Source organism: Pedobacter sp. 01T416_2 (assembly GCF_056398925.1).
Window position 1 is genome coordinate 1 of record NZ_JBFTQI010000167.1, and the last position, 13,384, is coordinate 13,384.

The 13,384-nt window shown below is 43.3% G+C and carries 17 protein-coding genes and 1 pseudogene; all 18 read left to right on the top strand.

Annotated elements, in window-relative coordinates; all coding sequences use genetic code 11:
- Positions 1–328 (top strand): plasmid mobilization relaxosome protein MobC (gene mobC, locus AC1DPQ_RS09380; RefSeq protein WP_477608962.1); only part of this gene is annotated, 328 nt, incomplete at its 5' end.
- 246 nt (positions 329–574) lie between these two features.
- Entirely contained in the window at positions 575–1,702 is a 1,128-nt protein-coding gene (locus tag AC1DPQ_RS09385; protein ID WP_477583595.1) for a relaxase/mobilization nuclease domain-containing protein, read from the top strand.
- Between the two features lie 19 nt (positions 1,703–1,721).
- Positions 1,722–2,228, top strand: a complete 507-nt coding sequence (locus AC1DPQ_RS09390; RefSeq protein WP_477608964.1) for a ParA family protein — start codon at positions 1,722–1,724, stop codon at positions 2,226–2,228.
- Between the two features lie 9 nt (positions 2,229–2,237).
- Complete coding sequence (locus tag AC1DPQ_RS09395; RefSeq protein ID WP_477583599.1) at positions 2,238–2,594, top strand: hypothetical protein; 357 nt, start codon at positions 2,238–2,240, stop codon at positions 2,592–2,594.
- Positions 2,591–2,908: a hypothetical protein gene (locus tag AC1DPQ_RS09400; RefSeq protein WP_477583601.1), complete on the top strand. Its 318-nt coding sequence runs from the start codon at positions 2,591–2,593 to the stop codon at positions 2,906–2,908. The genes AC1DPQ_RS09395 and AC1DPQ_RS09400 overlap by 4 nt, the downstream gene beginning before the upstream one ends.
- Positions 2,909–2,928: 20 nt before the next feature.
- Complete coding sequence (locus AC1DPQ_RS09405; RefSeq protein ID WP_477608966.1) at positions 2,929–3,207, top strand: DUF4134 family protein; 279 nt, start codon at positions 2,929–2,931, stop codon at positions 3,205–3,207.
- Positions 3,208–3,274: 67 nt separating this feature from the next.
- Positions 3,275–3,583, top strand: a complete 309-nt coding sequence (locus AC1DPQ_RS09410; protein ID WP_477583604.1) for a DUF4134 domain-containing protein — start codon at positions 3,275–3,277, stop codon at positions 3,581–3,583.
- Between the two features lie 44 nt (positions 3,584–3,627).
- Positions 3,628–3,894 carry a plasmid transfer protein gene (locus AC1DPQ_RS09415; RefSeq protein WP_477608968.1) on the top strand — a complete coding sequence of 89 codons (267 nt, stop codon included), beginning with the start codon at positions 3,628–3,630 and terminating at the stop codon, positions 3,892–3,894.
- Positions 3,872–6,337: a TraG family conjugative transposon ATPase gene (locus AC1DPQ_RS09420; protein WP_477608970.1), complete on the top strand. Its 2,466-nt coding sequence runs from the start codon at positions 3,872–3,874 to the stop codon at positions 6,335–6,337. Before AC1DPQ_RS09415 ends, AC1DPQ_RS09420 begins: the two co-directional genes overlap by 23 nt.
- Positions 6,338–6,350: 13 nt before the next feature.
- Positions 6,351–7,013 (top strand): hypothetical protein, encoded by a 663-nt coding sequence (locus AC1DPQ_RS09425; RefSeq protein WP_477578628.1) that lies wholly within the window; start codon positions 6,351–6,353, stop codon positions 7,011–7,013.
- Positions 7,010–7,675 carry a hypothetical protein gene (locus tag AC1DPQ_RS09430; RefSeq protein WP_477578626.1) on the top strand — a complete coding sequence of 222 codons (666 nt, stop codon included), beginning with the start codon at positions 7,010–7,012 and terminating at the stop codon, positions 7,673–7,675. Before AC1DPQ_RS09425 ends, AC1DPQ_RS09430 begins: the two co-directional genes overlap by 4 nt.
- Complete coding sequence (locus tag AC1DPQ_RS09435; protein ID WP_477578624.1) at positions 7,672–8,337, top strand: hypothetical protein; 666 nt, start codon at positions 7,672–7,674, stop codon at positions 8,335–8,337. Before AC1DPQ_RS09430 ends, AC1DPQ_RS09435 begins: the two co-directional genes overlap by 4 nt.
- Positions 8,338–8,347: 10 nt before the next feature.
- Positions 8,348–9,121: a hypothetical protein gene (locus AC1DPQ_RS09440; protein ID WP_477578622.1), complete on the top strand. Its 774-nt coding sequence runs from the start codon at positions 8,348–8,350 to the stop codon at positions 9,119–9,121.
- 12 nt (positions 9,122–9,133) lie between these two features.
- On the top strand, positions 9,134–10,279 hold the full coding sequence (locus tag AC1DPQ_RS09445) for a TraJ family protein (RefSeq protein WP_477578620.1): 1,146 nt from the start codon (positions 9,134–9,136) through the stop codon (positions 10,277–10,279).
- A gap of 17 nt (positions 10,280–10,296) precedes the next feature.
- A complete protein-coding gene (gene traK, locus AC1DPQ_RS09450) occupies positions 10,297–10,911 on the top strand; it encodes a conjugative transposon protein TraK (RefSeq protein WP_477578618.1) in 615 nt (204 codons plus the stop codon).
- A 203-nt stretch (positions 10,912–11,114) separates the two neighbouring features.
- On the top strand, positions 11,115–12,311 hold the full coding sequence (gene traM / locus AC1DPQ_RS09455) for a conjugative transposon protein TraM (RefSeq protein WP_477578614.1): 1,197 nt from the start codon (positions 11,115–11,117) through the stop codon (positions 12,309–12,311).
- 7 nt (positions 12,312–12,318) lie between these two features.
- A complete protein-coding gene (gene traN / locus AC1DPQ_RS09460) occupies positions 12,319–13,158 on the top strand; it encodes a conjugative transposon protein TraN (RefSeq protein WP_477578612.1) in 840 nt (279 codons plus the stop codon).
- 11 nt (positions 13,159–13,169) lie between these two features.
- Positions 13,170–13,384: pseudogene (locus AC1DPQ_RS09465) on the top strand (type IV secretory system conjugative DNA transfer family protein); the annotation flags it as partial.

Genomic DNA, 13,384 nt, shown 5'->3' on the forward strand with positions numbered 1-13,384 from the left:
GGAGGAATTTAACACCATTATCTCTCTGGAAAAGCTTCTTGGACTGAAAAGAAGTGATATTGTTAGAAAAAGAATGCTCGATATTAACCTGCAGTTGGTTTTTGATGGACGTTCAGTCCTGAACAGCATTGACCAGATAGGGCTTGAGCTTTCCAGAACCGGAAATAATATTAATCAGCTGGCGAGATATGCGAATATACTGAATAAGCAGGGTGTATTGTCTCCGGTAATTTTCACACGGTATTGTAAGGAACTTGATAAACATTCGCTGCTTTTAAAAAATCTCAACATGGAAATAAAAAAGGTGTTAAAGTTACTGGGTGGCTAAACGGACATTCTGTTATGCAGTAGCTGTATAACCTGAAAACTGGTTACAATGTTATGCTGTTTGTAAGTTTACAATGAACTGGATAACCAGTTCATCAGCTACTTGGAATCCTTGTTTCGATTGTAGCTCAATAGCAAGATATGCCGCTACAGGGTTTTTAATGAAACTGTATCACAATAATACCAATGATCTTGTTTCACTGTAATCTTATTTTTTACGGAGCTGGTTGCAAAGTCACGCAGTTATATGATTGTTAAGATACTCAGTTCTTCAGCAACTTTTGCCGGAGTAAGATATAACCATGAGAAGATGCAGTCCGGAAAAGGGGAGCTTCTGAAGGTACGGAATTTCGGGGGCCTGATGGGGTTGGCTAAAATTGGCCCACAGGATTATATCAATTACCTGAAGGCGGTATCAGCTGTGAACAAAAGGGTAATTAAGCCACAATTCCATGCGGTGATTTCTGCGAAGGGCAGAGCAGTTTCAAAAGAAGAACTTTTGAGTACTGCTGAAAAGTGGTTGATGGAAATGGGTTATGCTGAAAATCCATATCTGGTGATCTTTCACAAGGATACTGGAAATAACCATGTGCATATTGTATCGACAAGGGTCAATAAGAATGGGGAAAAGATATCTTCCGCCTTTGAAAAGCTCCGGTCAGTTAGGGCGCTTTCTACAGTAATGCAACGTGAAAAAGCTGATACGACTAAGCTTGATAAGTTGCTTCGCTACAATTTTAGCACTCTCGCACAGGTGCGTACCCTGTTGGAAAGATCAGGTTTTGATGTTCGTTTTGAAAAGGGAAATATGGAAGTATCCCATTGTGGAAAGTCGGTTTCAACCTTAAGGACAATAGATCTTGAATCTAAGTTTGGGGAACAGGGCAAGGATAAAAACCGGTGCAGGCAGCTGCGAGGTGTTTTTATTAAAATCTTAACTGATCGGTTATCTAATGAGAATCTGGTATTTTCAAAAGCCGATCTGGAATCAGAATTGCAACAGTTTTCCAAGATGGTCAAGAAAAAAACTGGTGCGGAACTAGTTTTCCACAGCAAGGATAATAAAATGCCCTATGGTTATACCATCATCGACCATTCTGGTAAAGCCGTGATGAAAGGCTCAGAGGTTATGCCGCTACGTGATGTTTTTGCCTATTTAAATTTTGACCGTCAAAATGATAATCGTGCTCAAGCTTACAGAATATCATATGCAGATCCCGCCGTTGAGGTCAATTATATTCTTTCTGAACTTGATGGATCCGGTTTCTACCAAAATCCAGTTAGGGCGCTTGAGCTTCAGGAGGATATTGATGATGAGGCTATCCTAGGTCGCAACCGTCAGCGCAAGGGTAAAGCCCGTACAAATACCCGTTAAATTTTAAACCTTTTTTATTATGCTTATTATTATTGGAAACCAAAAGGGAGGGGCGGGGAAAAGTACGCTCACCCTTTTATTGGCCAACTTTTTAACGCTGGTCAAAAAACGGAAGGTGACCGTTATCGATATGGACTATCAGCAGTCGCTTGCCCAGAAATATGAAAAGGCCAAATTGGCTGAAACCCCTGAACATTATGAGATTATTGCTGCAGGACTGGAACATTTTCCTTCCATGTATACTGTTCTCAGCCAGAGCAGTGAACACATTGTGATCATAGATCTGCCGGGAAAACTGGATGATGACGGGCTTATTCCTGTATTCATTTCAGCAGATCTGGTACTCTGCCCGTTTTCTTATGACGAGTTTAGTTTCGATTCAACCGTTCTTTTTTCGGTCGTGTTAAAAAAGGATTTCCAGCGGACCGATACCGCTCAAACGCCTTTATCCCTTTTTCCGGTGATTATCCCTGTATTTGATCAGATCTATGCTGATCATATCGAAACCACTGCACCTGTACCCTAATAGCAATTTATGAAAGTAGAGATCAAAACCCTGGCCGATGAAATCAGAAAGAGCATCAGGCCGCCAGAAATTGTCCCCACCAACAAGGACCCCGTTACGCATGGAAAAAGTGTTGGCATATCAAATAAGGGAGGTGATAAGGAGCCGGACATCATCACTTTGATAAGAGACTTTGATTGTTCCGGTAACACCCATATGCTCCATCCCAGACTGAACAACAGAACAGTACAGCTGCTCAATAGGCTAAAGCTGGCTTCGGGCCTGGATATGAACCGGGTAATTGCTTTTGCCCTGCACCAGCTTTTTGAGCAGCATCCCGAAATTAAGAAGTTTATTAAGACATCATTAGAAAATTTTGAACTATGAGCTGGATACAATTCCTATCCTGGATGCTATGCATCTACGCATTTTATTATTCAGGGCTTATCGCTTTCGATCTTTCAAGGATCAGAAAGCAGGTCTATACGGCAAACGAAAATGAGACCACAGTAGTTATTGATCTTCCCGAGCCTGAAAAGGTTTCGCTCAAAGAAATCGAAGATGAAGAGATTGATTACTTTCTCGATGATGGGGAACTGGAGGAGCCCCCGATCGTATTTTCTGGAGGGGTTTCCATCAAAGAACTGTTTGCCCTGGCCCGATCAGAAACTATAGAGTACACTTCCTCGGTTTCGTTCTAGCGATGAAAGTAAGATGTTTGATGTTCATGGTCATCTGTTCGCTGACCTGGACTGCCGCTGACGCCCAGCCTGGAATTTCGGAGATGCAGCAGGCTCGAAGCTTTATCAGGGAATCATTTTTCTCTATGAGAGACCTGTCTCTTGTATTGGCTGCACTTATTTCCATTATTGGCGCAATCCATGTGTACCATAAAATGCAGATGGGCAAAGATGTAAGTGCCGATATTCCAGCTTGGTTTTTTTCTGCCCTATTTATCATCGTCATCCATATCGTGCTGGTGCATGTCTTCGGACTCTGAGCCGCTATTTCTAACCGCTGAAGGTGGTTTTTTTTATTTCTTACCAATTTATTTAAATCCCAATCGAATGAAAAATATCAAAAATTTAAGGTTTATCATTTTTTTTTACCTGTGTACAATTAATGGATACATTATGGCACAAAGCGGGGTAAACGGCCTGAATACTGCTACCAGTACGCTTAAGACCTATGTAGATCCGGCTACCAATATTGCATTGGTGATCGGTGGACTGGTCGGCATCGTTGGTGGTATCCGGGTGTATTCCAAATGGAACAGCGGAGATCAGGATATCAACAAGGAACTGATGGGCTGGGGAGGTTCCTGTCTCTTTCTAGTACTCTCGTCCCTTATCGTTAAAGCTTTCTTTGGACTATAGCTATGGAGGGGTTTTTTCCAGTTTACAGAGGCCTACAGCGACCATTGACCTATAAAGGTTTTAAAGGCCGTTTTATTTATTGGGGCGTAGGTATCCTGTTGCTTTCGTTGGTTACAGGTGCGCTGACCATGGCGCTCATCAATATGTATGTAGGAGCGGTGATTATGATCTCGCTGATCATCGGTGGCTTTTTTTACATCGGGATGTGTCAAAAAAGGGGATTGCACAACAAGACCCGTTCTTTTGGGATCTATCTTCAGACCAACCGTCTCTCAAAAATCAATCTTTATGGTAAGACAAAAAGAATTTAGGATACCCTATCTGGGCATTGATATAGATGCAGAACTGGATATTTTATATGGGCTGAACGGTGAATTTTCTGTACTGATCGATATTACCAATCCCGTGCTCAGGTTTGGAGGTGATCATGGAGCTTATGATAATTTTCATGAACTTTTCGCTAATCTGTCCAGGGTTATTGGCGAAGGTCATATCATTCAGAAGCAGGATATCATCTATAAGGCTGAATACCAGTATAAGGTCGCAGATGAATATCTACAGGACAGTTATAATAAACATTTTGAGGGCAGACCGTATGTAAAACTCCAGACGGTACTGACCATTACCAGGCAGGTAAAAAAAGGGGCATTTTTTGTGCACGATAAGAAATCGCTTGCTGAGTTTAAGACAACTGTTGTCAAGGTTATTGGGCTGCTGGGCAATTACGGAATGGAGCCAAGGGCACTGAGGGAAAGAGAGATCAACCTATTTATCATGAGGATTATGTCCATGCAGTTTGGTGAGGAAAGCGTTTCATTGGACAATTATCACCCCACTGATACCGAGGTAAATGTCGGAACCCGCTCTTTCCGTTCCATACCGTTGATCAATATCGATCAGGTGGATCTTCCTGCCATGCTTCCAACATCGGTAAGGCTATCGGACAAAGAAAGTCTTAAGGGATTTCCTACTGATATGCTTTCGTTTCTTTTTAAAGTACCGGACTGTTCCTCCATTCTGTATAACCAGATTATCGAAATTCCTTCGCAGACCATGACGGTCAGGCAGATGGAACTTAAACGGAAACGGCATAGTGGAATACCCGATCCTGCAAACAATCTGTGTGTGGAGGATATTTCTTTATTACTGGATGAAGTGGCGAGGGACGGCAGGTTACTGATAAACGCACATTTTAATATTATTGTATGTGCAGAAAAGTCATTGCTCAACACGGCTTATAACTATATTGAAAGCGCGCTGTTCCGGACCGGGATTATCCCTAGCAGGAATGCCTACAACCAGCTGGAATTATTCAGGACGGCACTACCCGGCAATGCTGCTGAACTCAGGAAGTATGACTGGTTTCTGACCACTGCCGAAGCCGCTATATGTCTTTTACTAAAAGAAAGCCTCCCAAAAGATGAGCAATCAGGATTTCTCGTCCGTTTTACTGATAGGTGTGGAATCCCAATCGCTATTGATCTTGCGGATCTGCCGATGTCTTCTGGAAGGATCACGAACCGGAATAAATTCGTTCTTGGTCCATCTGGCACTGGTAAGTCCTTTTTCATGAATTCCCTGATGGAACAGTATCTGTTATATAATATGGATACCGTGGTCATTGATACAGGTCATTCCTATTCAGGGCTGTGCCATTATGTCGGTGGCAGGTATATCACCTATAGCGATGATAGTCCAATTACGATGAATCCTTTTGCCATCAGTGAGGAAGAATACAACATCGAAAAGAAGGAATTTATCTTGGTACTGATCCTAGTTTGTTTAAAGGGGCCTGAGGGGGATGCCAGCCAGCTGGAAAGGGATGTGATTTCTGAAGTGATTACTTCTTATTATGCAAAATGGTTTTCGATGGGAGAATCTTCGGGGATCAAAAAACTCAAGTTTGATTCTTTCTATGCTTATGCGATTGAAAAAATCCCGCTGATCATGAAGGAGAATGCTGTTCCTTTTGATTTTGAAGGCTTCCGTTTTATCATGCGGAAATTCTGCACGGGTGGAGAATTCGGTGCCATACTTAATGAAGATGCCGATAAATCCCTGTTGAATGAACGGTTGGTCATATTTGAAATTGACAGTATCAAGGAGCATGCCTTGCTTTTTGCAATTGTCACGCTGAATATAATGGACATCTTCATCCAGAARATGCGCTATAGGAATTTTCAGCGGAAATCACTGATCATCGAGGAAGCATGGAAAGCGATTTCATCACCCCTAATGGTAGGTTTCTTGGTATATGTCGATAAAACGGTCAGAAAATTCTGGGGAGAATTGATACTGGTGACCCAGGATCTCGCGGATGTGGTAGGCAATGCAGTGGTAAAAGATACCATTATAAGCAGTTCGGATACTGTAATCCTACTCGATCAGGCCAAATTCCGGGACAATTACAATGAAATAGCGGCGATGCTGTCTATTTCAAAGACTGAAAGGAACAAGATTTTCAGCACCAATCAACTGGATAACCGCGAAGACAGGAGCCCTTTTAAGGAAGTGTATATCAGAAGGGGAGACGTTGGAGAGGTCTATGGTGTAGAGGTTTCGCTTCAGCAGTACCTGACCTATACCACGGAAAAACCTGAAAAGCTGGCTGTGCAAAGTTATCTGGCAATGGTTGGTTCTTATCCCGGGGCACTTGATGCCTTTATTGCTGATCTTAAAAGTTCCGGACTTTCCCTTGGTGATTTCGTTAAACAGGTCAATTCGCGTGCGTCCGGATCATTAAAAAAAACTTAACAAACTTAAAATCATGAAAGTATTTCTAATTATTTTTTGTGCTTTTTTATGCAGTAGCATAAATGCACAGACTCTTTATGTGGATCCGGTTACTTCGGCAGCCATTGCTGGTCATTCAGGAATTATCAACAGGCAGTTGGACCGTACCAATGATAATCTAAGCTTGATCTCAAGGGGGCAGCTATTGGTAACCGGACAGCTTGTTGTCGTGAACGATATGCAGGACAGGATATACCGGGGACTTACAGAAGTATCGGCAATACTCAACAACCTGATGTCCGTTAAGGAGATTGCCGATATCGGGCTTGATATTGTCAAGGATGTGGAAAAGGCTGTTGAACTTGGAAAGGCCAATCCGGTGCTGCTGTTGTTTGCCGAGCAGAACGCCCGTGAATTCAAAACAAGGGCGGTCAGGCTAGGTTCTGAGGTCGGCACTTTTGTCCTCAAGGGCGGTAGGGATAACCTGATGGATGCCGGGGAACGCTCGAAATTGCTGAATCATATTGCAGCTGAAATGCGTATCCTTCGGGGGACTTCTTATGGGATGCACCGGGCGATGTACTGGGCAAAGATGCGGGGGATTTTCGACTCGCTCAATCCCTGGTCTGGCTGGGTCAATATGGATGTGCGCATCGCAAACGATATTTTATCGGGCGCAAAATACTTAAAGAAATGAGGGTGCTGTTTCTACTTTTGGCTTTTGTGCTGTGTTTGCACACAGCGCGGGCCCAGCAAAAAGCGCTCAACATTCCTGCAATCCATCAGCTTGTTTCGGATTCCAAAAGTGAGCATGAGCGGCAGTCAGAGGCGAGGGACAGGCAGGCAGTCAATACGGTTAACGAACAGGCGAATAGAACCTTGCTGGCAAAGTTTAAAAACAGTTTCCGGGAATTGCAGTCACGTTTCGGTATTGTCGGTACCGCAATCGATGCGCTGGATATCGGAACTCAGGCAGTGCCGATGGTCAGCCAGATCATGCGGGACCAATATCGGTTATACGAACTGACGGGGAAAAATCCGTATCTGTTGCCGTTGGTACTCCAGAGTGAGATTGACCTGCTGGAGAAATCCCGTGACCTGGTCTATTATCTGGCTGGGCTTACCGCCAGTATTGGCGCGGTGAACCAGATGAAAGCTTCGGACAGGAGGATATTGTTTGACCATGTGCTCACCGAGCTGTCCGTTTTGAGGAACCTGGCAGCCGCGCTGGTTCGGAACCTTGAATACGGAAACCTTTCTGCTATGATCAAAAGGGCCAATCCATTTTCGCAGTATATAGATATTGACCGGGCCATTGTGAAAGATATTCTTGAAAAAGCCAAATACCTGAAAAAATGAAAGTGATATTTTATGTGATGGTTTTTTGCATGTGTCCGTTTTTGCTCTTGGCACAACGGGTAGTTTTTGATGCCAGGCACCTGACCATTGTAAATGAAAATGCCCTTGTTCGAAATGCGGCTGAGATCAGCCACAACGAACTGCTGGGCAAGATCAATAAGTCCTTAGACAATATCAATATAAATACGTCAAGCATTGTTATGGCCCAAAGCATGATTTATTCCTCGCTGTCCAATGTAAATTCAGCGCTGAAGAATGGACTGGCATTGCGTGATATGTATGCGATATGCGAAGAGATTATCGGTTATGGCAGGGAAATGGGCAAGCTCGGTGTTAATGAACCATACCTCTTGCTTTTCAGTGAGGAGATCATCAGGGACATTACAAAACGGAGCGCAAAGATGATGACCGAGATTTCTGGCTTTGTGCTCAAAGAGGGACAGGATATCCTGATGGACTATAATAGTAGGGATGAATTGATTGCAGGGATCAGGGTAGATCTGCAAATCATAAGGGGACTCGCTTATGGCGCATGGAAAGCAATGTATTGGGCAAAGGTGAGGGGAGTGATCAGCATGCTCAACCCATTTCAGGGATTTATCAACCGTGATTTACAGATCGTATCTGAAATCCTTACCAAAACCGGGTATTTAAAAAAATAATTTAAAGCTTATGAAAAATTTATTTACGATCTTACTGCTGTGTACGGTTATAACAGCTAAGGCACAGAAACAGATCCGGGATGAAAGTATTGTCAACCAGCAGGAACGCATGGTATTCAAACAATGGGACAGAAAAAAGTTTACCCCCACTTCCGGATTTCTGGGGCTTAATCCATATTACTGGCTTACCTGGGGGCTTCATCCCAACTATCCCAAAACTGATCTGCGGCCATTGGCCCTAGGAGGGGTTCAGAGCCTGCGTCTCGCATCGGTAACGGGTATGCAGCAAACGGATAAGAATTATGAACTCCAGTCCGATACCCTAGCGCAGACTTCTCTTTTACAGATTGCGGGAATATCTGGAATGCTTTCTGCTACAGATCCCTTATGGATACTATATTATTCCCGGCAGCTTAAAGGGATAACAGATTTTGATCCCGGTGAAGTACTGGCATCTGTTCCACAAGTTGCAAGGGCGCAAATTATTGCCCATGGCAGTCTGGACTGGTACACCCGCGAAATGGCTATCCTTTCAGAAAGACTAGAAGCGGCCCGGACAACAACACTGGATAGGGGAGCGAGGATTTTATCCTATCACAGGCTGCTTGCTGAATACCGCAAAATATCAGCAATATGGACCGATAAGGTAATTGCGGCAGCCCGTGAACCTGCAAGGATAAAGGTAAGGCAGGAGCTGACCAGTCAGGAAGTAAAGATAGATGGCTGGACACCGGAATCAGATGTGCGGACAGCGAAAGAAATCCTTAATAAAAGAAAGTATTAAACCAAAAGGTAAATGAAAAAGATGTTATTGTTGGGCATGGCCATGCTCACAGGTAGGCTTGCCTTTGGGCAGGCCACCGATTACCGCAGGTCCTTTGAGTTTCTACAGGGCGACGGAATATATGAAGAAGGGGTAATGGTGATCCTAAAAGGGTTAAAGGATTCGATATGGACACATTTTGATATGTTCATTGTGGATGCCAAGGCTTTGGCGGCGATATTTATGATCATTTTTTTTGCGATCAAATCCTATGAAATGATAGCAGGTGACAAAAAACTGGAAATTATGCCACTGCTGAGGCCTTTTGGTCTGGTCATGATCATACTTTGGTGGAACGGATTTGTGAGGATGGTCGCTTTTCCAACCGACCTTGTGGCAGCCCGGACCGAAACGATGTTCAATAGTGAGCAGGCCGAGGTCAATACGCTCAGGCTGATCCGGGCCGATTATATGCAGAAGGTCGCCAATTCCCTATATAGTTTTCAGGCTGAGACCGAAATGGCGGAGAAGGAGTCTGATACCTGGATGGGCAGGGCATGGGATTCTGTGACCAGCACGGTAAAAGAAGGAATGTCGACTGTAGTCAGTCCTGTGATAGAACTGAAAAACCGTCTGAAGATCGGTATGCAGCTGCTACTTACCCAATTGCTTGAACTGTTGGGCATCTGGATATTGAGACTCTCAACCTATGTGATATTTATGATCCAGATTATTTATTCAACAATATTGATCATTTTGGGGCCGTTTGCCGTTGCTGTTAGTATACTGCCGGCTTTCCGCGATTCCTTAAGCACATGGATCGCACGCTTTGTATCGGTCAATCTTTATCTGGGGATTGCCTATCTGATTATGTACCTGGTGGCGCTGCTGCAGAAATATGCCATGACCACTGAGATCAGTAGGTATAAGGAACTTATTGGTGAAAACGGAACGGCTGCCAATCTGGAGAAAATGGCCTGGTTTGCAGGCAACGGTATCCTTTCCTTTGGAACGGTAATCGTGAGCTTTCTGATTGGTGCCATCTGTATGTTTACTGTGCCGAGTATTTCCACCTGGATTATATCCACATCAGGTATCAGTTCTGCAGCTTCCAATTTTGGACGTGGATCGCAGACCGTTATCGGTATGGCCAAAAAGGCTACCAGTAAATTCTTTTAAACCATAATCCAACAATCATGATCATTAAAAATATTGAGTCCAAGATACGTTTGGCTACCATTGTTTCTGTTGGCAGTCTGGTCTGTGCCTTTCTGATCTGTATTTCTACTGGTTTTTTTACCTATAAGCAAATCGAGATTGCCAGGCGTAGTATTTACATTTTTGAAAACAATGTTCCGGTATTGGCCCGACAGACTGATGAGCAGCTGATCCGGCCTGCAGTTTACCGCGGACATGTCGAACTTTTCCATTCGCTTTTCTTTTCTCTTACCCCGGACGACAGGTACATCGACTATCAGATGAAAAAAGCGATGTACCTGATCGATGAATCTGGGATGCAGCAATACCTGAACCTAAAGGAAAAAGGATATTTCAGTTCTATACTTTCCAGCAGTTCGGTGCTGACCCTTCAAACTGATTCGATCTACATTGATGTCAAAAAGAAATACTTCCGCTACTATGGAAAGCAGCGTATCGAGCGCAGAAGTTCTATTGTTACCCGTTCGATGGTTACTGAAGGTTATTTAAGGGATATCCCAAAAAGCGATAATAACTTATACGGTGTACTGATTCTTTCCTGGAAAACCCTTGAAAATAAAGATATCGAAAATGTTCAGAAAAATCCGATCTAACAGAGCCCCTAACAGAACAGTTTCTGTCGAGCTCTATCATGAATTCCGGCCATATCTGGTTCTGTTGCGCAGACGGTTGGTGCGGCTATTAAAGGCATACCCAAGACACTCAGTATTGAGTAGGGGAACGCTTGGCAAACCTGATTCGGTTTTTCTGGAAGCTAAACTAGAGGAGCTCAGAAAGCTCCGTTAACCATATTGTTATGAAAATAGATTTTAAAAACCCACGGTATGTTGTTCCAATCATTGCCATTCCCTTTCTGTGTCTTTTCTTTTTCGTTTACAGCGAGAGCCTGTCAAAGAACCGGACCGTTAGTGCCGAAAAAGATATGAATGGTAACCTTGCTGAAACATCAGACCAGGTACGTGAACGCGGACTTTCCGATAAGCTGGAAGCTTATAAAAACAGTTACAAGGAATCTGATGGTTATTCCGCAATCAAAACCGTCGGCGACTATAAGCTGCCACAGGCAACCATGGCAAGTTCATATTCTGATCTGGAGAAAAAGAGGTTGGATTCTATAGAAGAATCMATCAAAAGTCAGGCTTACCTGCCCATGCAGCAGAATAGAAAAGCTTTTATTCCTTCTCCTCCGAGAAGAACTGAAAACGATAGCAGTATAAGGCCGGAAGAGCATGAAATGGCAAAGGTACTGGCAAGCTTGGCTGAGGCAAGAAACAGGGAGAGGCCACCATCTGCAAGTACAACCAAAGAAACTGATCCTATGGACCTGTTTAAAAAACAGATGGCCTATCTGGATAGTGTGCAAAAGGTCAATGACCCTTCTTATATCAACATCCAAAAGGAAAAGATGAGAAAGGATGAAGCGCTCATCAGAGAAGAGAAGATTTTTCCGGTTTCCAGGAATGCTGCCGTTAAATCCGAATTCAATACCCTTTTGGCGGATGAAAGCCGAGAGATGATCACCGCAATAATAGATGAAGACATTACCGGATATGCAGGGTCGAGGATAAGGCTTCGGTTGCTTGAAGACATCTATGCCGGAAAGTTGAAATTAACCAAAGGAACAGACTTGTATGCCAGGATCAGTGGGTTTTCCGAACAGCGGGTCCAGTTAGAGATCAGCTCGGTTCTTTGTGCGGGTAAAATTCTACCCATAAAACTTTTAGTCTATGACATGGACGGCCTCCCTGGATTATATGTCCCTGCGTCTGCCTTTAGGGAGTTTTCTAAGGGCTTTGGTTCAAACCCTGTCCAGGGATTCAATACGATGGGAAGTGCACAGCGCCAGAATGAATTTGTGATGAGTACTGTTGACCGGTTGTTCCAGTCATCCTCTGCTGCCATTGCCAATATGGTCAGGAAAAACAGGGCAAAATTAAAATATAACAATCAGGTGTTTCTTGTTGATCCCCAGGATCTTCAGGGCCAAAAATAAAAACGATATGAAAAATATAATTTTAACAGCCATTTTAGTTCTGAATATGGCCGGGAACCTTTTTGCGCAAGTTTCGGCTAATACAGTTGGATCAACTTCGGAAATCCCAAAGATTTTTATCAAGCGTTCCCTTACGCTGCATTTTCTTGCTCCGGAAAGGATTACATATGTGGATATTCCCAAAGGGTTGGTTGGTGATCTGCCGGATAAAAACCTGCTGAGGGTTAAAATTCCTGATTCGGCCAAAATCAAAGATGCATTTATCGGCGTACTCACCATCCTTGGAGAAAAAAGGATCAAACAGTATGCTGTAATCTACGATGACAGGCCGGAAACTGCATTTAGTTCTCTGATTGATATAGGCATCGGTGGGATGAGAATCATTGAAACGAAGGTTGCAACCGTATCAAGTACTGAACTTGATAGTATTTCAAGGGCGATATTGGAACACGGACCATTAAAGACAGATATAAGGAAAAGGAAAAATGGAATCCATGCGATGTTAAATGGCATTAGTACACTTGGAGAATATATTCTCCTGGATATCGGTTTTGATAATACAACCCACATCCCTTACGAGATAGATGGATTAAGGTTCCGTATTGAAGACCAAAAACAGCATAAGGCGACAACGGTACAGTCACTGGAAATTGTTCCAGTATCATGCCAGCTAAATATCCAGACCTTTGAAAAAAGGTACAGGAACATTTTTGTCCTGCGTAGGATGACTTTTCCAGACCATAAACGGCTTAAGATAGAATTGTCCGAAAAGCAAATCTCAGGCCGCTCCATTACCTTTGATATCCGCTATTCCGATATCCTTAAGGCCAAAAAGATCACCATTTAAATATTGTTTATATGGAAGAGACTAGGGAAATCCAAAAACTCCACGGTTTTCTGCAGTGCCTGATCTACTTTGCAATCGCGCTTGAAATAAGTGTATTTGTTTATTTGGGTGCACCATTCTGGGGCATCTTCAATATCGGGCTGGTGAAGATCAAAACAATCATCATATACAAAGAACTGATCTATAGCAAGCTTTCTGTACTGTTATTGATCTGCCTGGTCAGCAT